Annotated in this window: 26 protein-coding genes; 10 read left to right on the top strand and 16 right to left on the bottom strand. The window is 59.5% G+C overall.

Annotated elements, in window-relative coordinates:
- Positions 1-1,899, bottom strand: a 1,899-nt coding sequence (gene thrS / locus ACIOVD_RS13765; RefSeq protein WP_401128332.1) for a threonine--tRNA ligase, incomplete at its 3' end; no start/stop codon positions are given.
- Between the two features lie 385 nt (positions 1,900-2,284).
- Here thrS and ACIOVD_RS13760 point away from each other — a divergent pair.
- The gene (locus tag ACIOVD_RS13760) at positions 2,285-2,581 is read left to right on the top strand and encodes a hypothetical protein (protein ID WP_095169245.1); all 297 of its coding nucleotides are present in this window, start codon (positions 2,285-2,287) and stop codon (positions 2,579-2,581) included.
- A 296-nt stretch (positions 2,582-2,877) separates the two neighbouring features.
- Positions 2,878-3,090 (top strand): cold-shock protein, encoded by a 213-nt coding sequence (locus ACIOVD_RS13755; protein ID WP_003179963.1) that lies wholly within the window; start codon positions 2,878-2,880, stop codon positions 3,088-3,090.
- Between the two features lie 73 nt (positions 3,091-3,163).
- On the opposite strand, the gene ACIOVD_RS13750 is transcribed toward ACIOVD_RS13755, so the two are convergent.
- Positions 3,164-3,478 (bottom strand): I78 family peptidase inhibitor, encoded by a 315-nt coding sequence (locus tag ACIOVD_RS13750; RefSeq protein WP_095169246.1) that lies wholly within the window; start codon positions 3,476-3,478, stop codon positions 3,164-3,166.
- 170 nt (positions 3,479-3,648) lie between these two features.
- Entirely contained in the window at positions 3,649-3,954 is a 306-nt protein-coding gene (locus ACIOVD_RS13745) for a hypothetical protein (RefSeq protein ID WP_095169247.1), read from the bottom strand.
- Positions 3,955-4,086: 132 nt separating this feature from the next.
- Between ACIOVD_RS13745 and ACIOVD_RS13740 the strand changes: the two genes are divergently transcribed.
- Positions 4,087-4,299 (top strand): hypothetical protein, encoded by a 213-nt coding sequence (locus ACIOVD_RS13740; protein ID WP_095169248.1) that lies wholly within the window; start codon positions 4,087-4,089, stop codon positions 4,297-4,299.
- A 32-nt stretch (positions 4,300-4,331) separates the two neighbouring features.
- On the opposite strand, the gene ACIOVD_RS13735 is transcribed toward ACIOVD_RS13740, so the two are convergent.
- The 8 genes from ACIOVD_RS13735 to ACIOVD_RS13700 all read right to left on the bottom strand — a co-directional run bounded on the left by ACIOVD_RS13735 (position 4,332) and on the right by ACIOVD_RS13700 (position 11,910).
- Positions 4,332-5,360, bottom strand: a complete 1,029-nt coding sequence (locus ACIOVD_RS13735) for a nucleoside hydrolase (protein ID WP_401128327.1) — start codon at positions 5,358-5,360, stop codon at positions 4,332-4,334.
- A gap of 36 nt (positions 5,361-5,396) precedes the next feature.
- Positions 5,397-5,801: a D-ribose pyranase gene (rbsD, locus tag ACIOVD_RS13730; RefSeq protein WP_095169250.1), complete on the bottom strand. Its 405-nt coding sequence runs from the start codon at positions 5,799-5,801 to the stop codon at positions 5,397-5,399.
- Positions 5,798-6,715: a ribokinase gene (gene rbsK, locus ACIOVD_RS13725; protein ID WP_401128323.1), complete on the bottom strand. Its 918-nt coding sequence runs from the start codon at positions 6,713-6,715 to the stop codon at positions 5,798-5,800. The genes rbsD and rbsK overlap by 4 nt, the downstream gene beginning before the upstream one ends.
- 23 nt (positions 6,716-6,738) lie before the next feature.
- On the bottom strand, positions 6,739-7,758 hold the full coding sequence (locus tag ACIOVD_RS13720; RefSeq protein ID WP_095169252.1) for a LacI family DNA-binding transcriptional regulator: 1,020 nt from the start codon (positions 7,756-7,758) through the stop codon (positions 6,739-6,741).
- Positions 7,759-7,760: 2 nt separating this feature from the next.
- Positions 7,761-8,738: an ABC transporter permease gene (locus tag ACIOVD_RS13715; protein WP_095169253.1), complete on the bottom strand. Its 978-nt coding sequence runs from the start codon at positions 8,736-8,738 to the stop codon at positions 7,761-7,763.
- Positions 8,735-10,288, bottom strand: a complete 1,554-nt coding sequence (locus tag ACIOVD_RS13710; RefSeq protein ID WP_401128319.1) for a sugar ABC transporter ATP-binding protein — start codon at positions 10,286-10,288, stop codon at positions 8,735-8,737. Before ACIOVD_RS13710 ends, ACIOVD_RS13715 begins: the two co-directional genes overlap by 4 nt.
- A gap of 57 nt (positions 10,289-10,345) precedes the next feature.
- Entirely contained in the window at positions 10,346-11,302 is a 957-nt protein-coding gene (locus tag ACIOVD_RS13705) for a sugar ABC transporter substrate-binding protein (RefSeq protein WP_095169255.1), read from the bottom strand.
- 161 nt (positions 11,303-11,463) lie between these two features.
- The gene (locus ACIOVD_RS13700; RefSeq protein ID WP_401128315.1) at positions 11,464-11,910 is read right to left on the bottom strand and encodes a hypothetical protein; all 447 of its coding nucleotides are present in this window, start codon (positions 11,908-11,910) and stop codon (positions 11,464-11,466) included.
- 345 nt (positions 11,911-12,255) lie between these two features.
- Between ACIOVD_RS13700 and ACIOVD_RS13695 the strand changes: the two genes are divergently transcribed.
- The 3 genes from ACIOVD_RS13695 (at position 12,256) to ACIOVD_RS13685 (ending at position 14,507) form a co-directional block, all read left to right on the top strand.
- Positions 12,256-13,344: an asparaginase gene (locus tag ACIOVD_RS13695; RefSeq protein WP_095169257.1), complete on the top strand. Its 1,089-nt coding sequence runs from the start codon at positions 12,256-12,258 to the stop codon at positions 13,342-13,344.
- Between the two features lie 190 nt (positions 13,345-13,534).
- Positions 13,535-13,813 carry a DUF1654 domain-containing protein gene (locus ACIOVD_RS13690; protein WP_095169258.1) on the top strand — a complete coding sequence of 93 codons (279 nt, stop codon included), beginning with the start codon at positions 13,535-13,537 and terminating at the stop codon, positions 13,811-13,813.
- Positions 13,814-13,817: 4 nt separating this feature from the next.
- Positions 13,818-14,507, top strand: coding sequence for an endonuclease (locus tag ACIOVD_RS13685; RefSeq protein ID WP_095169259.1), 690 nt, complete (start codon positions 13,818-13,820; stop codon positions 14,505-14,507).
- A 39-nt stretch (positions 14,508-14,546) separates the two neighbouring features.
- Here the strand turns inward: ACIOVD_RS13685 and ACIOVD_RS13680 are convergent, their stop codons facing one another.
- Positions 14,547-15,458 (bottom strand): siderophore-interacting protein, encoded by a 912-nt coding sequence (locus ACIOVD_RS13680; protein WP_401128311.1) that lies wholly within the window; start codon positions 15,456-15,458, stop codon positions 14,547-14,549.
- 71 nt (positions 15,459-15,529) lie between these two features.
- Positions 15,530-15,895: an SPOR domain-containing protein gene (locus ACIOVD_RS13675; RefSeq protein ID WP_401128308.1), complete on the bottom strand. Its 366-nt coding sequence runs from the start codon at positions 15,893-15,895 to the stop codon at positions 15,530-15,532.
- 247 nt (positions 15,896-16,142) lie between these two features.
- Between ACIOVD_RS13675 and csrA the strand changes: the two genes are divergently transcribed.
- On the top strand, positions 16,143-16,334 hold the full coding sequence (gene csrA, locus ACIOVD_RS13670) for a carbon storage regulator CsrA (RefSeq protein ID WP_008057174.1): 192 nt from the start codon (positions 16,143-16,145) through the stop codon (positions 16,332-16,334).
- A gap of 157 nt (positions 16,335-16,491) precedes the next feature.
- On the opposite strand, the gene ACIOVD_RS13665 is transcribed toward csrA, so the two are convergent.
- Complete coding sequence (locus tag ACIOVD_RS13665; protein ID WP_095169262.1) at positions 16,492-16,947, bottom strand: DUF2214 family protein; 456 nt, start codon at positions 16,945-16,947, stop codon at positions 16,492-16,494.
- A gap of 208 nt (positions 16,948-17,155) precedes the next feature.
- Here ACIOVD_RS13665 and ACIOVD_RS13660 point away from each other — a divergent pair, with 208 nt between their 5' ends.
- Positions 17,156-17,296, top strand: a complete 141-nt coding sequence (locus ACIOVD_RS13660) for a hypothetical protein (RefSeq protein WP_159987304.1) — start codon at positions 17,156-17,158, stop codon at positions 17,294-17,296.
- Between the two features lie 319 nt (positions 17,297-17,615).
- Here the strand turns inward: ACIOVD_RS13660 and ACIOVD_RS13655 are convergent, their stop codons facing one another.
- On the bottom strand, positions 17,616-18,260 hold the full coding sequence (locus ACIOVD_RS13655) for an FMN-dependent NADH-azoreductase (RefSeq protein WP_401128303.1): 645 nt from the start codon (positions 18,258-18,260) through the stop codon (positions 17,616-17,618).
- 97 nt (positions 18,261-18,357) lie between these two features.
- Between ACIOVD_RS13655 and ACIOVD_RS13650 the strand changes: the two genes are divergently transcribed.
- Entirely contained in the window at positions 18,358-19,215 is an 858-nt protein-coding gene (locus ACIOVD_RS13650; RefSeq protein WP_401128300.1) for a LysR substrate-binding domain-containing protein, read from the top strand.
- Positions 19,216-19,232: 17 nt separating this feature from the next.
- On the opposite strand, the gene ACIOVD_RS13645 is transcribed toward ACIOVD_RS13650, so the two are convergent.
- The gene (locus ACIOVD_RS13645) at positions 19,233-19,637 is read right to left on the bottom strand and encodes a hypothetical protein (RefSeq protein WP_401128297.1); all 405 of its coding nucleotides are present in this window, start codon (positions 19,635-19,637) and stop codon (positions 19,233-19,235) included.
- Between the two features lie 205 nt (positions 19,638-19,842).
- On the opposite strand from ACIOVD_RS13645, the gene ACIOVD_RS13640 reads away from it, so the two are divergent.
- A complete protein-coding gene (locus ACIOVD_RS13640) occupies positions 19,843-20,370 on the top strand; it encodes a GNAT family N-acetyltransferase (protein WP_401128294.1) in 528 nt (175 codons plus the stop codon).
- Positions 20,371-20,406 lie beyond the last annotated feature (36 nt).

Raw genomic sequence — 20,406 nt, 5'->3', positions numbered from 1 at the left:
CCGTGAAACCTCTTGCGCGAGAAACTCAGCGAACTGGGCGACGGGCATCGAGCCCAGGTCAGCACCTTCACGAGTACGCACAGCGACAGTCTGCATCTCGACTTCCCGATCTCCGATAACCAAGAGATAGGGAACCTTGAGCAAAGTATGCTCGCGGATTTTAAAGCCGATCTTTTCATTTCTCAAGTCGGACTTGGCACGAAAACCGCTTTGATTGAGAGTTTTTTCAACTTCAGCGGCAAAATCTGCCTGTTTATCAGTGATATTCATGATCACTGCCTGGGTCGGAGCCAGCCACGCAGGGAACGCGCCCTCGTAATGCTCGATCAGAATCCCGACAAATCGCTCGAAGGAACCCAGGATCGCCCGGTGCAACATGACCGGGTGCTTGCGACTGTTGTCTTCGGAGACGTATTCGGCTCCCAGACGGATCGGCAGGTTAAAATCGAGCTGCAAGGTACCACATTGCCAGACGCGACCGAGGCAATCTTTTAGCGAGAACTCGATTTTCGGACCGTAGAACGCACCCTCACCCGGCTGCAGATCGTACGCAAGGCCCGCGCTGTCTAGCGCTGCGGCCAGTGCCGACTCGGCGCGATCCCACAGCTCGTCGGAACCGACGCGTTTTTCCGGACGAGTGGACAGCTTCATTTCGACTTCGGTGAAGCCGAAATCGCGATAAACGTCCATGGTCAGCTTGATGAACGCAGCGGACTCGGCCTGCATCTGCTCTTCGGTGCAGAAGATATGGGCATCGTCCTGAGTGAAGCCGCGCACCCGCATGATGCCGTGCAGCGCACCCGATGGCTCGTTCCGGTGGCAGGCACCGAACTCGGCCAGGCGCATCGGCAACTCGCGGTAGCTCTTCAGGCCCTGGTTGAACACCTGCACGTGGCATGGGCAGTTCATTGGCTTGATGGCGTAGTCGCGGTTTTCCGACTGGGTGGTGAACATATTGTCGGCGTAGTTGGCCCAGTGCCCGGATTTCTCCCACAGGCTACGGTCAACGACCTGCGGAGTCTTGATCTCCAGGTAGCCATTGTCGCGCTGCACCTGGCGCATGTACTGCTCGAGCACCTGGTACAGGGTCCAGCCGTTCGGGTGCCAGAACACCATACCCGGTGCTTCTTCCTGGAGATGGAACAGGTTCAAGCGCTTGCCGATCTTGCGGTGGTCGCGTTTCTCGGCTTCTTCGATGCGCTGGATGTAGGCCGCCAGTTGCTTCTTGTCAGCCCAGGCAGTGCCGTAGACGCGCTGCAACTGCTCGTTCTTGGCATCACCGCGCCAGTAGGCGCCGGACAGCTTGGTCAGCTTGAAGGACTTCAGGAAGCGGGTGTTCGGCACGTGCGGGCCGCGGCACATGTCGACATATTCTTCGTGATAGTACAGGCCCATGGCCTGCTCGTTCGGCATGTCCTCGACCAGGCGCAGCTTGTAGTCTTCGCCACGCTGGGTGAACACGTCGATCACACCGGCACGCGGGGTGACTTTCTTGATTACGTCGTAATCTTTCTCGATCAGCTGGTGCATACGCTGTTCGATGGCCGCCAGGTCGTCCGGGGTGAAAGGACGCTCGTAGGCGATATCGTAATAGAAGCCTTCGTCGATGACCGGACCGATCACCATTTTCGCCGTCGGGTACAGCTGCTTGACCGCGTGGCCAATCAGGTGCGCGCAAGAGTGGCGAATAATCTCCAGCCCCTCTTCATCTTTGGGCGTGATGATTTGCAGGGTGGCGTCGCTGTCGATGACATCGCAGGCGTCGACCAGCTTGCCGTTGACCTTGCCGGCCAGGGTGGCCTTGGCCAGGCCAGCACCAATGGATGCGGCGACTTCAGCTACGGATACCGGATGATCGAACGAACGTTGACTGCCGTCGGGAAGAGTAATAGTGGGCATGGCGCCTCCTCTCCTAGTGGTGACCCCTACCAAAGGTCACGTGGGTTGGGATGAGCAGCCAGTACGCGATTCAGTCCAGGCCATCCAATGATGAACGCCTGCCTTACAGCGGCAGGAGCCTTGCGGCCAACCGGGAACCGAACCAGAGTGACTGGAGATCAAATCAGGGTTCTTCGGGTATCAACCGCGCCTGGCGAATACATCGTCCAGGGCCTGAAAATTCCCAAGCGTGGGATGCTAGCACAGATGAACGGTCATCGCCGCGCGCTTGTTGCGTTGCCGCGGATTTGCGCGGATTTGCCGCCACAAGTGAACTTGAGATGTACGAACCCCCTCAAATGCCCTGAGAATCGCGACACCTTACTGACCCACAGGAGTTCCCGTCATGCGCCTTATCCGTCTTTTTGCCCTTGCCGCGCCATTGGCCATGCTGCTTCCGCTGAGCGCCCAAGCAGCCTGGCCTGCAGGCGCGCGTGATGCCTTCATGAAGGATTGCACCCCGGCTGCCGCCCAAACCATCGGCGAGGCAAACGCGAAGAAACACTGCGCCTGCGGTGCCGACGAGTTGAACAAGAAGTTCACCACCCAGGAAATCACTCAACTGATGAGCAAGCAGACCCCGCCTTCACCTGAACTGGTGAAAAAGGCGCAAGTCGCAATTGCCGCCTGCAAGGCCCAGTAAACAGCGTTTCGAGGGGGTGTTTTTACCCCGAAAAGTGGCCTGAAACGGCGAAAAAACTGCCAGAACCAACAATTTATGCAGGTTTTACAGCTTTTTTTATCGCTTTTATTTTTGGCTGAAACCCTTGTAAACCGGGGCTTTCAGGCAATTTCAGCGAGAAAGAAAGCGCAACGGCAGAGCAAACCGTGCTGCTGGGGGGGTTCCAAGTCGAACATTTCGACTATGATACCCCGGTGTGCCCAGTTGGCCTGAGCAGCACAGTACTACTGAAAATATATGTTTCTTGGAGATACACCATGTCTAATCGCCAAACCGGCACCGTTAAATGGTTCAACGATGAAAAAGGCTTCGGCTTCATCACTCCTCAAGGTGGCGGTGACGACCTGTTCGTACACTTCAAAGCTATCGAAAGCGACGGTTTCAAAAGCCTGAAAGAAGGCCAAACCGTTTCCTTCGTGGCTGAGAAAGGCCAAAAGGGTATGCAAGCTGCACAAGTTCGCCCAGAGTAATTTCCAGGCGCACTAAAAAAACCCCGTCCATGTGACGGGGTTTTTTATGGGCGTTACTCCAGCCGCTGCGCTGTCAGCCGCAATTGACCCGGGTAATTACCAGGCCAGCATCGGTGTTCAGGTTCAAGCGATCGGAACGGTATTCCAGGGTGATCATGTCGTTTGGCCGCAGGATCCGCGCGCTCTGTGAGCCGGAACGGGTGCGAGCCTCTTCGAGCAATTGTGGCGAAGCTTTCTTGCCGATGGTGAATTCGGCGGCTTTGGCCTCACAGCGACCGCTGCCCGCCCCTGCCACTACGGGGTCTTTTGCCGACTCGGTGGTGCTGCTGCAACCTGCCAACATGACCGCGGCCAGCACAGTACCCAATGACGCGAGCTTCCAAGGCATGAAGCCTCCTTACAATAATTAAGCTGAATTCGTGCGACAACCGACCACCATTGAGACGTTTGGTTCATGGTTGCGGCCATCACCTTGCCCTCAAACGCGTCGAGCGCGCAAGTTTGCCTGAGCCATCGCGCGCTGTTCAGCGCACAATCGTCACTGAATATGAGCAGGTTTCAATAGACGTCGATGTAGTCGTAGGGCGGATTGGGCCAGTTCTCCTTCAGCGCGTTGAAGATCTGCATGACCCACACTTCATCGCTGGCGGCGATTCGTCCGACGTAACCCGAGCCCTTGGCCCAGGTCTCCAGGCGAAACAGCAGGCCGTCGATCTCGCTGCCGCCGACAACGCCCGAGGAAATGTAGGCGATACCGCCCTTGGTCACCCGCAATTGGGTGTGCTCATCGTCGCTGGCAGCCGCGAGCAACTGGCGTACCGCCTCCAGGCTCAAGCCGCCCGGGGTGTTCAAATCAATCTGCACAGCAGGGTCCTTGGACAGTGATCAAAGACCAAGTGTCGCATAGCCCTCCTTTGATGCCTAAGTCGGAGTGCCAAATGCGCGGCAAAATGGTTAACTCCTCTCTCAGACTTTTCCGACTTCACGAGCGCCATCATGACCACCGTAAGTATCGACGCCGACATCAAAGCCAAATGGCCACAGGGTCATAGCTCCTATAGCCCTGGCAGTCCGGAAGAGCTTGCAATCATCAGTATCGATCTACTGGTCAAGGAACTGGGGGCCGACGCGGCCCACACCTTCATCGCCCAGATTTTCGAGAAGTACCCTTCCGAGCACAAGGGCAGTAGCGCCTTGGAGCGCGAGTAACCCCCGCAGGCTGGCACCCACGGGGACAAGCCTTATTTCAGGCGCGCCAGGCGCTCGGTCAGCAGGTCGAAGAAGCCCTGGGCATCGCCGCTTTCCACCCAGAAGGCATTTTTTGGCGCCTTGAGGCCGTCATACCAGTCGACGATGGTCTGGCCGAAGGTCGGGCCTTCGCGGCTGTCGATCACGACATTCACGGCGCGCCCACTGAACAGCTCAGGCTTGAGCAGGTAGGCGATCACGGTAGCGTCATGCACCGGGCCGCCTGTCATGCCGTAATGCTCCATGTCGCCCTTGACGTATTCATTGAGAATATCGCCCACCAGCTTGCTGGCCTTATTGTTCAGCGCGGCAATCTGCCGCAGGCGCGCCTCGCTGGTGAGGATCTTGTGGGTCACGTCCAGCGGCAGGTAGGTCAGCTTCACGCCGCTCTTTTGCACCACCTCGGCCGCCTGCGGGTCGGCGAACAGGTTGAACTCGGCCACCGGGGTGATGTTGCCGCCATTGAAGTGGGCACCCCCCATCACCACCACTTCCTTGATGCCCTGCGTGATGTCCGGAGCCTGGATCAGTGCCAGTGCCAGGTTGGTCTGCGGCCCCAGCATGGCGATGGTAATGCTGTGAGGCTTGGCGGCACGCAGGGTGTCGATCAGGTAGTTGACCGCATGGCCTTCGGTCAGCCCGGCCTTGGGCTCATGCACCGCCACCCCGGACAAGCCTTCCTTGCCATGAATGTCCTCGGCATAGATCGGCGTGCGCAGCAGCGGCTTCGGCGCGCCAGCATACACCGGCACCTCTTCGCGCCCTGCCCACTCCCGGGCCAGCCGCGCGTTGCGCGAGGTCTTGTCCAGGCGCACGTTACCGGCAACGGTGGTCAGGGCGCGAATGTTCAGCTCCTCGGGCGATGCCAGGGCAAACAGCAGCGCCACCACATCGTCGGCACCCGGGTCGGTGTCGATGATCAGGTCAATCCGAGGTGCCGCGTGAGCAGCTGTAGCGGTAAGCAGGGACAAAAGCAGCAGGCTCCTGAGCACATGATGAATCTGTTGAGCATAGCGGTGCATGGCGCACTCCTTGTGCGTGAATGAAACGGATCAGGTTCAGAACGTCACCCCGGCCACCAGCACGATGTTGCTGTACGGCTGGCATTCGCCGGTGCGCACAATCGCCCGTGCCCGGCGGCTGAGTTGCTTGAATTCTTCGTGACTGAGCAAGCGCCGCTCGCCGATCGCTCCCTCGGCCGTCAACGCCTCGAGCACCGGCAGTGCCAGCGGCTGCTTGAGCAGGATTTCTTCGGCCAGCACGTGGCTTTCGACCTGCATCTCGCTGAGCACCACCTTCAAGGTGCTGACAAAATCAGGAATGCCCTGGGTCAGGGCCAGGTCGATCAATTCGACACCGGGCGGCACCGGCAGACCGGCATCGCCGATCACCAGCATGTCGCCATGTCCCAGCGAAGCGATCAGCCGCGACAGGGCGACGTTGAGCAGTGGGGTCTTTTTCATGGCGCGACAAATCCTTGAACGTCGGACAGGCGAGGAATCGAAGGTTGCGCGCCGGCACGGGTCACCGACAGCGCAGCCGCCACCTGACCAAAACCAATGGCCTCGGCTTCGCCTTTGCCGCTGGCCAATGCCGCGGCAAAACCACCGACAAACGTGTCGCCGGCTGCCGTGGTGTCGAGCGCCTTTACCCGCGGTGCCGGGAAGTGCTGAAAACCCTGGCCATTGGCAAACAACGAACCCTCGGCGCCGAGGGTGATGATGACCTTGCCGGCCCCCATGGCGATCAACTGGGTAGCCGCGGCCTTGGCGGTCTGCAGAGAATCCACGGGCAGCCCGCTAAGCGCCGCGGCTTCGCTCTCGTTGGGAATCAGGTAGTCGATGCTCGCGTACCACTCCGCCGGCAGCGCACCGCTGGCAGGTGCCGGATTGAGGATCACCGTCTTGCCCAGTTCACGACCACGGCGCAGCACGTGCCCCACCGTGTCATACGGCACTTCCAGCTGACAGATCAGCACATCGGCCGCCTGCAGGACCGCGTCAAACTGATCGACCACGGGCGGCGTCAACGCGCCATTGGCACCGGCTACTATCACGATTGCGTTCTGACTGAGGTCGTCGACCACAATCAGTGCCACGCCACTGCTACCCTCGACAGTGCTGAGCGCCTGGCAATCAATCTGCTCGGCCAGCAAAGCCTCGCTCAGCTCCCTGCCATAGGCATCGCTGCCAACACAGCCGACCATCGCCACCTGCGCGCCCAGGCGTGCCGCGGCCACCGCCTGGTTGGCGCCCTTGCCGCCCGAGACCGTGGCGAACGACTGCCCGATCAAGGTTTCGCCGCCACGGGGCAAGCGCGGCGCACGGGTCACCAGGTCCATGTTCAAACTACCTACAACCACTACTTTCGCTGGCATGTATCGATACTCATCAAGTCGCTTCAGCGCAAAGAGTCGAAGACGCCGGACAACGGCGCAGTCGACTCTCGCAGGACAATGCTGGGCGTCACGATCTGCTGATCGGTCGCCAATTGGGGGGCCGCGATCCGGCGCAACAGCACTTGCGCCGCCATTTCTCCCAGTTGCAGGATCGACTGGCCGACCGTGGTCAGCGCCGGGTAGACGTAGCGGCTCATTTGAATGTCGTCAAAACCGATCACCGACAGCTCGCTCGGCACCCGGATGTTGCGTTCAGCAGCCGCGCGCAGCACGCCGATGCCCATCATGTCGTTGCCGGCGAATATCGCCGTCGGAGGGTTGCTCGCCAACAGCGTGGCCGCCGCGTTGTAACCGCCGGTGCTGGTGAAGTCGCTTTCGAGCATGCGCTCGGTCGGCACCTGCACCCCAGCCTCTTTCAGCGCCCGGCAGAAACCGGCCAGGCGCATCTGGGCCACGCTGGTGTGCGCCGGACCGCCGATGCTGGCGATGTCACGATGGCCCAATTGCAGCAGGTGCTGGGTTGCCAGGTAGGCTCCGTACTCGTGATCGATGCGCACCAGGTCCGCATCCAGCCCCTCCAACCCACGGTCGACAATAACCATCGGCGTGCGCACGCCCGCCAGGCCCTGAGCCAGCCCGCTGTCACCACCGGCGGAGGCGACGATCAGGCCGTCGATGCGCTTTTCCAGAAGCACCCGCAGGTAGCTGCGCTGCTTGTCCGGGTTATCGTCGGAATTGCACAGAATCACGCAGTAGCCATTACGCTCGCAGTAGTCCTCGATGCCCCGGGCCAATTCCGCGAAGTACGGGTTGAGGCTGTTGGGCACCAACAGGCCGATGGTCGCGGTGGTCTTGGCCTTGAGCGAGCGGGCCACGGCGCTGGGCACGTAGTCCAGGCGCTGGATCGCCGCCTCGACTTTCAGCCTGACCTCCTCGCTCACCGGACGGGTCTTGTTCAGTACATGCGACACCGTGGTGTAGGAAATCCCCGCGAGCGCCGCCACATCCTTGATCGTTGCCATGCTTAGCTCCGGCGCCGGGCGCGTTGGCTGCGATAGGTGTCGAGCACCACCGCGATCACGATCACGGCACCGGTAATGATGCGCTTGGTCGGTTCAGTGGCGCCAATCTGCGCGAGCCCTGCTGCCAGTACGGAAATGATCAGCACGCCGAAGAAGGTACTGATCACCGAACCGCGCCCGCCCATCAGGCTGGTCCCGCCGATCACCACGGCCGCGATGACTTGCAGCTCCAGGCCGGAACCGGCATTCGGGTCAGCCGCCTCCAGGCGCGAGATCTGGAACAGCGCCGCGACTCCAGCCAGCAACCCCATCAGGCTGAACACCAGAATCTTGTAAGGCTTGGGATTGATCCCCGCCAGGCGCACTGCCTCTTCGTTGGTGCCGATGCCAATCAGGTAGCGCCCAAACACGGTACGAGTCAGCACCGCCTGGGCGATGAAGATGATCAGCAGGGCGATGATGAACGACGGCGAGATACCAAAGGCTATTGGATTGGACAGCCAGGCGAAGGCATCGCCGATGTAGGCGGTACGCGAGCCGGTCATCTGGTAGGCCACGCCGCGGGCCATTTCCAGCACCCCCAGCGACACGATGAACGAGGGAATGCGCCAGGCCACGGTGATCGAGCCGGTAATGGTTCCGGCCAGTGCCGCAGCGGCCATGCCCAGCAGCGCTGCCGGCAGGACACTCCAGCCCCAGCCGAGGATCGCCACGCTGACCGTGGATGCCGCCAGGGCCAGCACCGAGCCCACCGACAGGTCGATCCCGCCGATGATCAGCACGAACGTCATGCCGACCGCCAACACCATCAAGTCGGGAATCTGGTTGGCCAGGGTGCTGAAGGTGTCGTACGACAGGAAATGACTGCTCAATGCCGAGAACAGCGCAATCATCGCCAGCAAGGCACCTGCCAGGCCCAGATAGGTACCCAGGCCGTAAAAGTTGCCACTACGTTTGCCAGCGGACACTGCAGTTTTCATGGAAGATCCCTAGGCGCTGCTTCGTTGAGCAACGCATCACGTTTTTGGTAGCCGGCAAAAGCGGCGGCAAGCAAATCATCCTGGCTCCAGCTGTCGCGCTCGAAGGTCTCGACCAGCCGCCCCGCCGACAACACGCCGATACGGTCACAAATCAGCATCAGTTCACGCAGGTCGCTGGAAACCACCACCAGCGCCTTGCCTTGACGCGTCAGGTCGCCGAGCAAGGCGTAGATATCAAACTTGGCCCCGACGTCGATACCGCGAGTCGGCTCATCGAACATCAACACCGTACACTCGCGCTCGAGCCAGCGGCCGATCACCACCTTCTGCTGGTTACCGCCGGACAGCTCGCCCACCAGTTGGGTCGGGCTGGAACTGCGAATGCGCATGGCATCGATCTGCCGTTGCGCCAGCGCGGTCTCTGCGCCCGGGTTGACGATCCCGCCCCTGGAAATCTCCGGCATGTTGCCCAAGGCGATGTTGGCACTGATCGACTGCGTCAGCAGCAGGCCCTCGCCCTTGCGGTCCTCGGTGATCAGCGCGATCCCGTGGCCCACCGCATCGGCCGGCGAGCGGATGCTCACCACCTGCGCAGGAGAGCCCAGGGCCACCGTGCCGCTGTCCGCCGCGTCGGCGCCGAAAATCAGGCGCAGCAACTCGGTACGCCCGGCCCCGATCAAGCCGGAAATCCCGAAGATTTCCCCGGCGCGCACCGTGAAAGACACATCCAGCACCTTGTCCGCCCGACTCAAACCGTTGACGGTGAGCGCCGCGGCACCTATCTGCCGAGGCCCCAGGTCAATGTGCTCACCCAGCTCGCGGCCGACCATCAGGTTGACCAGTTGCTCGCTGTTGTAGTTGGCCATCGGCTCGACGCAGACCAGTTGGCCGTCGCGCAACACCGCAATGCGCTGGGCCACCCGTGCCAGCTCTTCGAGCCGATGGGAGATATAAATGATCGCCACGCCCCGGGCTTGCAGGCGACTGATCTGTTCAAACAGCATCTCGACTTCACGGGCCGTCAGCATGGCTGTCGGCTCGTCGAGAATCAGCACATGGCAGTCGCCGATCAGGTTGCGGGCAATTTCGACCATTTGCTGATGACCAATGCCCAACTCCCCCACCAGCGTGTCCGGGTCGATTGCATCGAGGCCGACCTGCGCCATGGCCTCGATCGCCGCACTGCGCAGGCGCTTGCGACTGATCCAGCCGCCGTAGCTGGGCAGGTTGTCGAGAAACAGGTTTTCCGCCACCGACAAGGTCGGTAGCAGGTTGAGTTCCTGCATAACCATGCGGATCCCCAAGGCTTCGGCCTGGGCACGACTGCCCGGGCTATACTCCTGGCCCTGGAACTGCATATGCCCGGTAGTCGGGGTGACCAGGCCGCCGATAATCTTCGACAGCGTGCTTTTGCCGGCACCGTTCTCACCGGTCAGCGCCAGCACTTCGCCGCGCATCAGCGTCAGGTCAATGCCGGCCAACACCGGGTGCGCATACGTCTTGCCGATACCGCTGACCGCAAGGACCGCGCTCGAGGCACTCACTGACATAACAAACTCTCCATGCGCTCGCCCGCACGGGCGAGCGCCATTGTGATGCCAGACGGGTTATTGGGTGACCAGTTCAACCGGCGTTTCGATCACGCCTTGTGGGCCACTGTCGACCTTTTCGCCCTTGAGGATCTTCAGCGCGGTTTCGATGCCAAACACCGCCTGTTTCGCTGCGAACTGGTCGGCGGTGGCCAGGACACGACCGTCCTTGAGCATCGGTTTGATGGCATTGATGTTGTCATAACCCACCACTTGCACCTTGCCCGCCTTGCCGGCTGCTCGCACTGCGGAAACGGCGCCTACCGCCATGCTGTCGTTACCGGCCAGCAGGGCCTTGATCTGTGGGTATTCGCTGAGCATCGAGGAGGCAACCTGATTGCCCTTGTTGATCTCCCAATCACCGGATTGCAGAGACACCACCTTGATCTGCGCCGCCTCCATCGCATCCTTGAAGCCCGCGGTCCGTGCCTGGGCGTTGGTGGTGGTGGAAACCCCTTCGATGATGCCGACTTCGTCACCGGCCTTGAGTTGCTTGGCCAGGTATTCCCCAACCAGGCGTGCGCCCTTGCGGTTGTCCGGACCGACAAAAGGCACGCTGATGTTCTTGCTCTTGAGCACATCCGGGTCGAGTTGGTTATCAATGTTGATCACGGTGATACCGGCGTCGACGGCCTTCTTGATCACCGGCACCATCGCCTTGGAGTCGGCGGGCGCAATCACCAGCGCATTGACCTTGGAAACGATCATCTGCTCGACAATACGAATCTGGTTAGCGGTGTCGGTTTCGTCCTTGATTCCGTTGGAGACCAGATCAAAATCGCCAGGGTGTTGTTTCTGGTAGGCCTTGGCGCCATCTTCCATGGTCAGGAAGAACTCGTTGGCCAGGGATTTCATGACCAGGGCGACCTTGGGTTTTTCAGGGGTGTCGGCGAAAGCCGAAGAGAGGGGCACAGCGGTGGCGGCGGCAGCCAGCATAGCGACAGCAAGAAGACGTCCAGCGAATGGCAGCTTCATGGGTTCACTCCGATCTTATGATTATTGTGAGCAACGCGTGCATCGCCCGCAGCACCACAGCCATTGCTGTTCTTCACAGGCACCGCTGCGCAAACGTTTGCGTAGACCGAACTATGCGAACCCTGCCGCTATTTGTCAACGACTGGCCAAGGCCTGGACACTCAAGCGGTGGTGTTGACCAATCCGCCCGACGAACCTTTGCCCAGCTCCTTGGCCAGGGCAGCCGCGGTTTGCATCAGGGCTGCGCTGGTTGAGGCAATCTGCCCTTGAATGCCCGCGACCATCGTCGCCTTGGCTTCAGGTGCCTGGTTGGACGCAGCCTGGGCAGCAGCCAACTGCTCCTGTTGCTTTTGCAATAACGCCTGCAACTCCTTCATGCGCTTTTGCAGGGCTTGCACCAGCACATTGCCACCGGACTCTTCGGAGGACGGACTTGGCTCGGCCTGTTGCCTGGAGCTGACCACTGGTTTGCCAGCGCCCTCCTCCTCGACCGGCAGCACTCCGCCCGAGGCGTTTGCCAGTGCCTTGTCGGACGTCTGGACAATCACCAGGGGTTTGTCGCTGACACGAACCGTCAGGCCAGGGGTTGAACCGATTGCAATGGTCATCTGAGCTCCTTGGAAAAATGATCCTTCAAGGAACATCGGCCGGCGCAGCGTTTTCTTGAGAGCCCTTCATTGCCAGTGACGTAGGAAGATTACCCAAACTCAGTAGGACTTTTCGGACAACCGAACGCCGTTCGCAGATTTCGTCGGAATTCCGGACACGCCTCGTTACACTGCCCTCAAGGATCTATATTTAATCGTTATAAATCAATTACTTATAAGTTTATTGAGTCTTCTTCACGGCTGGTACAAATCCTGCTCTAACCCCCTACCCCCGGCATACAGATCGGCTTGGGGGAATCTAGATGAACCTGCATCAGCACCGTCATCACTATTAGAGAGAAAATAATGAAATCTGCCTTCAACACCCTTGTTCCGGGCGCCTTGGCCCTCCTGCTGCTTCTGCCGACAGCCCTGCAGGCAAAAGAAGTCGCCAACCAGCAAAAACTGGCGAATGTGGTGATCCTCGCTACCGGCGGCACCATTGCCGGCGCTGGCGCCAGTGCCGCCAACAGCGCGACCTACCAGGCCGCCAAAGTCGGGATCGAGCAACTGATCGCCGGCGTACCCGAGCTGAGCCAAGTGGCCAATGTTCGTGGTGAGCAAGTGATGCAAATCGCCTCCGAGAGCATCACCAATGAAAACCTGCTGCAACTGGGCCGCCGCGTGGCCGAGCTGGCTGACAGCAAGGACGTCGACGGCATCGTCATCACCCACGGCACCGACACCCTGGAAGAAACCGCCTACTTCCTCAACCTGGTGGAAAAAACCGACAAGCCAATCGTCGTGGTCGGCTCGATGCGCCCAGGCACTGCCATGTCGGCAGACGGCATGCTCAACCTGTACAACGCCGTCGCGGTAGCCGGCAGCAAGGACGCACGCGGCAAGGGCGTGCTGGTGACCATGAACGACGAGATCCAGTCGGGTCGTGATGTCAGCAAAATGGTCAACATCAAGACTGAAGCGTTCAAGAGCCCATGGGGCCCGCTGGGCATGGTCGTCGAAGGAAAATCCTACTGGTTCCGCCTGCCGGCCAAGCGCCACACCATGGATTCGGAATTCGATATCAAGACCATCAAGAGCCTGCCTGACGTAGAGATCGCCTACTCCTACGGCAACGTCAGCGACACCGCGTACAAGGCCCTGGCTCAATCCGGCGCCAAGGCGATCATCCACGCCGGCACCGGCAATGGCTCGGTATCTTCGCGTGTCGTGCCGTCCCTGCAAGCCCTGCGCAAGGATGGTGTGCAGATCATCCGTTCTTCCCACGTCAATGCCGGCGGTTTTGTCCTGCGTAACGCAGAGCAGCCAGACGACAAATACGACTGGGTCGTGGCGCATGACCTGAACCCGCAAAAAGCCCGGATCCTGGCCATGGTTGCCCTGACCAAGACATCCGACAGCAAAGAGCTGCAACGGATGTTCTGGGAATACTGATTGAGTGCGTGCGACCCGCCCGGGTTGCACGCTTGCCCTCCTGACTCGCCCGCCCGGGCGAGTCAGCGCCAACCCTGGCGCCAGCACTGCAAAAAAAACCTGCGGACGCACACTAAAACGCAAAACCTGTGGTCTGAGAGATCTTCTTGAATTTTAAGCAGTTGCGAAAATGCTTACAGTTAAATACTGTATGCACGTACAGCTTAATAAGGACTACCCCGTGGCCACCTCCCAAGCAAACAGCAACCCACCTGGTTCTTACGAACGCATGGGTCTACGCATTCAAAAAATCATCAATTCGCCGAACGCACAAAAAGCCAAGGCTGCACTGATCTTCCGCCTCCCCGATGAGCCGGTTGATGAGTGGGAACGCCTGCTTGAGGAAATCGCCGAGAACGACAACGTCACCCTCGCCCACCGCGACGACGGTGGCGTGCAGATTTTCTGGGTAGTGCCGAAGGAAGATTGAGTCGATGATGGTTCGTTGTTTTGCTTTGCTGCTACTCCTGGTGGCGGCCAGCGCACACGCGCAGGCGCCACGTACGTTTAACGAAGCGAAAAAGATCGCCTGGACGCTCTACGCGCCGCAGTCCACCGAGTTCTACTGCGGCTGTAAGTACACCGGTAATCGGGTCGACCTCGCGGCCTGTGGCTACGTGCCACGGAAAAACGCCAACCGCGCGGCACGTATTGAATGGGAACACATAGTGCCGGCCTGGCAGATCGGCCATCTGCGTCAGTGCTGGCAGGAAGGCGGACGGCAGAACTGTACCCGCCATGATCCGACCTACCAGCGCGCCGAGGCCGACTTGCACAACCTGGTGCCCAGCATCGGCGAGGTCAACGGCGACCGCAGCAATTTCAGTTTCGGCTGGCTGCCGGTAAAAAGCGGGCAATATGGTTCGTGCCTGACCCAGGTCGACTTCAAGGCCAAGAAGGTCATGCCGCGCCCCTCCATCCGCGGCATGATCGCCCGCACCTACTTCTACATGAGCAAGCAGTACGGCTTGCGCCTGTCCAAGCAGGATCGGCAATTGTACGAGGCCTGGAACAAGACCTACCCGGTGCAAGTCTGGGAGCGCCAGCGTAACCAGAAGGTGGCTTGCGTCATGGGTCGCGCCAACGAGTTTGTCGGCCCGGTAGACATGAAGCTCTGCAGTTAAGACAAGGCCCGGGGCATAGCGCCCCGGCCCCCAGACAAGCTAGCTTCCAGCCTTGTTGTAACGCCAGTACCCCATGAGGTTGAGCATTTGCCGAGGAATCTGCCGCTCACCGACCAAATACTTGCGCACACTCATCACAGCAGCACTCTCGCCAGCGATCCAGGCATAAAAAGCAGCACCCTGGGCGGAACCGGTTTCCCAGAGAATCTCCTGGTCGATATCGATGTCGGGCAATGCCCCAGGGTCGCCGACTGCTGAATTGAAATCCGGTAGTTGGGCGCTCTGCACGGCCTCTACCATCAGCATGCCCGCAGCGACAGACGCACGCTCATCACGGATCAGCCATTGCACCTCGAGCCCCGGCCACTGGGGCACCGGCAACCGGTCTGCGACCGCCTGCACTTCGAAAAACGCCTGAGTCGCGGGCGGCGCGTGCTGCCCGGCCAACTCTTCAAGTATGCCCAGTGCCGCTGGCAGTGCGGTGGCATCGGCCATCAGCAGCAACTGCCCCAACTCCATAGGTGGCTTCCATTCAAAACCACCGGTTTGCTCGGCGCTGAAACGCCGGTCAGGTGCCACGATCTGCAGGCTCGCGCCCGGCTGGGCATACAGTGCCCAGCGTGAAGCCGGACCTGTTTCGCCATGCAGGACAAAGTCGATATCCACCTCGCCCTGCGCAGGACGCAGGTGGCGAATGGTGTAGGTGCGCATCGCCGGGCGTTGCGCCAGAGGCAGGGAGCGGTAGCCGGTGTGCCAGTCCGCATCATGGGCCAGCCTGGCAAGGCTGCCATCGGCGGCCGGGAAAAACAGCTTTACCCGCTGGTCCGGCGCCCAGGTGGCCATGCCGGCCACCATGGGGCCGGCCAGCGTCACGCGCATCAGATGCGGGCTCAGCACCTGCTTTCGTTGCAGGACGGCGTCGAACACTGTGTAAGGGGCAGCGCGGGCCATGGGGACCTCCCTGAGGGTGATGAGTCGTTATTCCTATAGACGGATAACGTCGCTCACCCTTTAGGCAGGCATTACTTGACGCTATTGTGCTCGATGACCAGGGTCTCGATGTTCTGTTTCTTCGCCTTGACCAGGGCGGCGGCCACCTGGGCCTGGCGTGACTCAGCCTCAGCCTTGGAATTGAATGGCCCTACCAGCACACGTTGTTTGCCGTCTTGCGTGACGACGTAGGAAACAAAGCTATGCTCGATCAACCACCCGGTCAGATCGCTGACAGCCTGCGGAGTCGAACCTTGCACCAACACATCCCACTGCGGTACAGCGACCTCTGCCGGACTGGCCACAACCGCCGCCTGGGGCTTCTTCGGCCCTTGCCCGGCCTGCTCACCGCACCCGGTCAGTGCCAATACCGCGATCACCCACATCAATTTGCGCACAGCTTTTCCCCCTGAATGCCAAAGGCGCAGATCTTATCACTCAAAAATGCCTCTCAACCCAAGCAAACAGGGGATAAAACAACGAGAATGATGATTGCAGCCTCTGTATAGTCGCACCCCGGGAATTAATGCAGCGTCTACGCGTCAGAAAGAAGCACCCAAACCGTGACACTTCGCACTAATCTATACGTATTACCGACATCTGCACGTGTGTCAGGTGCCCTACAAAGCTATCAAGGAGAAGATCATGCTGATACTCACCCGCAAAGTCGGTGAAAGCATAAACATCGGTGACGACATTACCATCACCATTCTGGGCGTTAGCGGCCAGCAGGTCAGAATCGGCATCAATGCCCCGAAAGACGTTGCGGTGCATCGAGAAGAAATCTACCAGCGCATCCAGGCAGGCCTGACTGCCCCGGAAAAACCGCAAACCTGAGCCTGAACAGCAATCAGTAGCCAGCCTGCTTTTTAGAGTAATGGCTGGCTAAAGATTCTGTGCCTCACCAACAACGTCGATACTAACGGGATCTCCCCAGACGACGCTGTCAGCCGATTCTCTTTTCTCCTGTCGAAACCGACGCCTGCCCAGGCCATCAGCCGAATGTCACTGCGCGCGCCATGCCCGTGGCCGCTACCACCATCAGCACAATCAACAACGCCTCGACATGACAGATACGGGCAAACAGCGCTGTGCGCCCGACATCGATCGGAGCCTGCCGGCCCAATGCGATCCGCCATTTGATCAACGCCAGCATGGGCGCAATTTCCAGCAGCAAAATGATGATGAACAAACTCATTTTCAGGTGGAACAATGGCTGATGCAGATAGTAGTCCGTGCCCTTTTCGTAGCCGCCAAAGGCCCGCAGCCCTCCCGTCAGCAACAGGATGATCGCCGAAACGCCCCAGAAGTTGTCGGCCAGCAACACGCTGCGGGCCCCGCCGCCATCGGCCGTCACTCGCCGAAAAGCCGTGGCACGGGCCAGCACCGCCCACAACGCGAGGCCATAGGCCAACAGATGAACCGCCGCAAGCAACCAGTGAACAGCCATGGGTTTGACTCCCCTTTCAGGACGGAAAAAACAGCTGCGTCAGTAGTAGTTCATCGCGCCGGACTTCGCTTGCCAGGCGCCAATCGCAGCCCGATTTAAATCAACACCAAAGATAAATCCCTCCGAACAAAACGACTTGTCCTACATCCTGAGATGGCGTAATGGAACTACGATTGCCGGACCACCCCTGCAAGGATTTGCAACACTTGTGATCATCTACGCTGCCACCGCATTTTCCACTCTGGTTGTCATCACGCTCGGCATGGCCGCCTGTGGCTGGTACCGCCATCTGCATCATCACGAATACGAGCCGCTGCCTTCCAGCAGCGAACAGGTAAACCTTCGGTAAAAACGGTTGCCCATCGGAATTTCAGCCCACGACCTTGATCTAGTGGCAAGTTGCCGCTATTGCTTAGACTCACGTTCACACGGGTCAGAGGAGGCGAGCATGGTTCCAAGATTTGTTGTAGTGCCGGCGATTCCTGCCCAGACCCAATCCTTGCGCACAGGCAAACGCTCCTACTGCAAGGCATCCCCCACAGGATTTAACCTCTACGACAACCGGGACAAGCTGCGCTTGCAACACACCTACCCCAGCCGCCTGGAGGCCGAGGCCGCATGCCAGCGACTCAACGCCGAACGCCTACCCCACCTGACGTCAGTGCCCCTTAACTGTGACAAAGGCTGTCCGCCAAACGCCTGACCTGCTCAGTCGCAGCCTCGCGAGCCGGTAAATCCTGCGCCTCGCCCAAGATGGTTTTCTCGATAATCACTGCGTGGGAATCACTGATCCCGATAAATTGCAGCCAAGCCGCCACGTAAGGCTCCTGGAAGTCGAAGTACTGTGCCGGCGTGCTCGACTGCGACGAAAAATCCAGGCCGCGGGCGTAGACCACCACGGCCTTCTTGTTATGCAGCAAGCCATACAAGCCACGCTCGGGGTCGAACCCGAACAACAGGTCTTTCTGCGACACCAGGTCGATGAAGTGCTTGAGCTTGTACGGAATACTGAAATTCCACAACGGCACGGACAGCACAAGCAGGTCTGCACGATGCAGCGGCTCGGCCAACGCCCTCAAGGTACTCCAGGCGGCTTGCTGCACGGGCGTCAAGGCTGTTCCCGCGAGACCGGCATACTTGGCGTCCATGGCATGCTGGTCAAACTCCGGGAGCGCCATGGCCCACAGGTCGAGGGTGACGATTTCGGTGTCCGGGTGATGCTCCTGATAACGCGCGATGAAACTGCGGGCAACCTGCAGGGATGCCGAACGCTGTTTACGGGGCGAACACTCAATATGCACAAGCCTAGCCATGGATGACCTCGAGGATGGGAATCTGGAGGGCATTGCAACATAGCGCTATTTGAAATATAAATCGTGATTAATCGCTCAATTGATCACGAATAGAACTATGTTCGACATCCTGCTACTCAAGACTTTTGTCACTGTGGTCGATGAAGCCGGCTTCAGCCGCGCCGCCGACAAACTGAGCCTGACCCAGTCCGCGGTCAGCGGTCATTTGCGACGCCTGGAAGAGCAGATCGGCAAACCGCTGCTCAAACGCACTACCCGCTCCCAGCAATTGACGCCCGACGGCGAACGCCTGATCGGCTATGCCCGCACGATCCTCGCGCTGAACCGGGACGCCTGGGCGGAGCTGACTCGCACGCCCTTTCACGGGCGACTGCGAATCGGGCTGTCCGAGGATTTTGTCGAGGCGCGACTGTTGCGCACGCTGCAAGCTTTCGCCGCACAGTACCCGGGCCTGGAAATCGACATCCAGGTGGGCATCCCCGGCACCTTGCTTAACCAGATGAAGCAAGGCCATCTGGAGTTGGTGATCGGCTCGGTCTGTGAAACCGACGAGCCGGGCCAACTGCTGTGGCAAGAACCCCTGGTGTGGGCAGGTCCGGCGCAGCCTGTGACCTCGCTACCCAGCCCCCTGCCCCTGGCGCTCTTCCCAGAGCCGTGCCCTTATCGCGAGGTGGCGCTGACGCGCCTGGCCCAGGCGGGCATCCCCCAACGTACGGCAATGTCCTGCACCAGCACTGCCGGATTGCGAGCTGCGGTGTTGGCAGGTTTTGCGCTGGCACCGATGGCGGCCAGTCAATTGGGCCAGGGGCTGACGGCGCTGGGTGCCGAGCATGGCTTGCCGGACTTGCCTGATGCGCAGTTCCGGCTGTTTGCCGCGCCTGAAGCGGATCAACCGATAGTGGCCGCGATATCGGCACTGATTGTCGAATATTGCGCGACGCGAAGGGAACCGTAACAGCCCAGGCTTGAGCCCTACAGGGTGATCGACGTTGCCGGATAAAACAGCGTATTGAGCACTAACAGGATCATCCAGAAACCAATCTCCAGGGTTTCGGTAATGGGCTGGATACGCTTCACCGCACCATACACATGCACCACGAACATCAGCGTGAACACCACAAACAGCATGTCAAACGCATAGCTGAAACTGGTGCCGGTAGTTGCAGAACGCAACATCGCCACTTCCACCACCAGGATGAACGCCCCCAGGCAGCGGCCAAAATAGATCGTCAGGTGCTGCTGCTCGGGAATCGTCCAACGCATCGCCCGAGCCCAGGCAATGGGCGCGATAAAGATCGGCAGGGCAAAAAACAGCGTGGTGACGATCATCAAGGTAGTGATGTAGTGCTGACTGTATTGCGCGTAGTGACCGAGCATGGCGGACTCCTTTTCCTTGAGGGCAGCCTCTGCGGGCTGAAGCGCAGAATTGCAGCCACCAAGACGGGCGTCCAATGTGAAGTGGTCGCTCAAGACCAAAGAGAATGGGCTTGGGTAGAAGGGATTAGTACTGAAGTCGCTCGCTCTTGTATTCGTCTGCCTCTCCCGGTATTGATCAGTATCAACCCAATGCAGGAAGCAGGCAGTGATCACCATTCGAGAAGCCACCAGGGAAGACATCCACGTACTTCGCAACCTCGGTATCGAGACGTACCGAGAGCACTTTTCTGACCTGTGGACCGCCGCAGGAATGCAGCACTTCCTCAACGAGGACTTCTCAATCTGCGAACTTGAGAAATCCATCGAAGCACCCACCCACTACAACTGGCTCCTGGTATTCGACGAGGAAGGCCGAGCCATAGGTTTTTCAAAGGTCAACTGGTCCAGATCGATCCCTGTGTCTGGCGAGATTGGTGCTGAACTGCAGAAAATTTACTTCCTCAAGTCTCAGGCGGGCAAAGGCTACGGCAAGCAGCTTCTGCAGTTCATTCAGCAGTCAGCAAAAACCCGCAAGGAAAGCGCCCTATGGCTGGATGTGCTGAAGTCCAACAGCCATGCCCAGCGTTTTTATGAAAGTTGCGGATTTCAGGTACTGGGCGAAATACCCTTTTGTACTGACAAGGCTGACATCGGGATGGTGGTGATGTGCTGCGCGCTTTATCAGTCGGAATGACTAGCTGGCATTAATCGCAGCCAACAAAAAAGGGCC

Source organism: Pseudomonas sp. NPDC087626, assembly GCF_044743405.1.
Classification (GTDB): domain Bacteria; phylum Pseudomonadota; class Gammaproteobacteria; order Pseudomonadales; family Pseudomonadaceae; genus Aquipseudomonas.
The sequence above is the reverse complement of the archived record's forward strand: the minus strand, read 5'-3'. Positions and strand labels throughout refer to the sequence as shown.

Bases quoted from the DNA above. Each gene is read 5' to 3' on its own strand.
- ACIOVD_RS13705 (WP_095169255.1), bottom strand. From the start codon at position 11,302: ATGAAGCTGCCATTCGCTGGACGTCTTCTTGCTGTCGCTATGCTGGCT.
- ACIOVD_RS13720 (WP_095169252.1), bottom strand. From the start codon at position 7,758: ATGGCAACGATCAAGGATGTGGCGGCGCTCGCGGGGATTTCCTACACC.
- ACIOVD_RS13685 (WP_095169259.1), top strand. From the start codon at position 13,818: ATGATGGTTCGTTGTTTTGCTTTGCTGCTACTCCTGGTGGCGGCCAGC.
- ACIOVD_RS13715 (WP_095169253.1), bottom strand. From the start codon at position 8,738: ATGAAAACTGCAGTGTCCGCTGGCAAACGTAGTGGCAACTTTTACGGC.
- ACIOVD_RS13680 (WP_401128311.1), bottom strand. From the start codon at position 15,458: ATGGCCCGCGCTGCCCCTTACACAGTGTTCGACGCCGTCCTGCAACGA.
- ACIOVD_RS13700 (WP_401128315.1), bottom strand. From the start codon at position 11,910: ATGACCATTGCAATCGGTTCAACCCCTGGCCTGACGGTTCGTGTCAGC.
- ACIOVD_RS13750 (WP_095169246.1), bottom strand. From the start codon at position 3,478: ATGCCTTGGAAGCTCGCGTCATTGGGTACTGTGCTGGCCGCGGTCATG.
- ACIOVD_RS13710 (WP_401128319.1), bottom strand. From the start codon at position 10,288: ATGTCAGTGAGTGCCTCGAGCGCGGTCCTTGCGGTCAGCGGTATCGGC.
- ACIOVD_RS13665 (WP_095169262.1), bottom strand. From the start codon at position 16,947: ATGGCTGTTCACTGGTTGCTTGCGGCGGTTCATCTGTTGGCCTATGGC.
- rbsD (WP_095169250.1), bottom strand. From the start codon at position 5,801: ATGAAAAAGACCCCACTGCTCAACGTCGCCCTGTCGCGGCTGATCGCT.
- rbsK (WP_401128323.1), bottom strand. From the start codon at position 6,715: ATGCCAGCGAAAGTAGTGGTTGTAGGTAGTTTGAACATGGACCTGGTG.
- ACIOVD_RS13760 (WP_095169245.1), top strand. From the start codon at position 2,285: ATGCGCCTTATCCGTCTTTTTGCCCTTGCCGCGCCATTGGCCATGCTG.
- ACIOVD_RS13645 (WP_401128297.1), bottom strand. From the start codon at position 19,637: ATGCTCGGTCACTACGCGCAATACAGTCAGCACTACATCACTACCTTG.
- ACIOVD_RS13695 (WP_095169257.1), top strand. From the start codon at position 12,256: ATGAAATCTGCCTTCAACACCCTTGTTCCGGGCGCCTTGGCCCTCCTG.
- ACIOVD_RS13690 (WP_095169258.1), top strand. From the start codon at position 13,535: ATGCACGTACAGCTTAATAAGGACTACCCCGTGGCCACCTCCCAAGCA.
- ACIOVD_RS13650 (WP_401128300.1), top strand. From the start codon at position 18,358: ATGTTCGACATCCTGCTACTCAAGACTTTTGTCACTGTGGTCGATGAA.
- ACIOVD_RS13755 (WP_003179963.1), top strand. From the start codon at position 2,878: ATGTCTAATCGCCAAACCGGCACCGTTAAATGGTTCAACGATGAAAAA.
- ACIOVD_RS13735 (WP_401128327.1), bottom strand. From the start codon at position 5,360: ATGCACCGCTATGCTCAACAGATTCATCATGTGCTCAGGAGCCTGCTG.
- ACIOVD_RS13655 (WP_401128303.1), bottom strand. From the start codon at position 18,260: ATGGCTAGGCTTGTGCATATTGAGTGTTCGCCCCGTAAACAGCGTTCG.
- csrA (WP_008057174.1), top strand. From the start codon at position 16,143: ATGCTGATACTCACCCGCAAAGTCGGTGAAAGCATAAACATCGGTGAC.
- ACIOVD_RS13740 (WP_095169248.1), top strand. From the start codon at position 4,087: ATGACCACCGTAAGTATCGACGCCGACATCAAAGCCAAATGGCCACAG.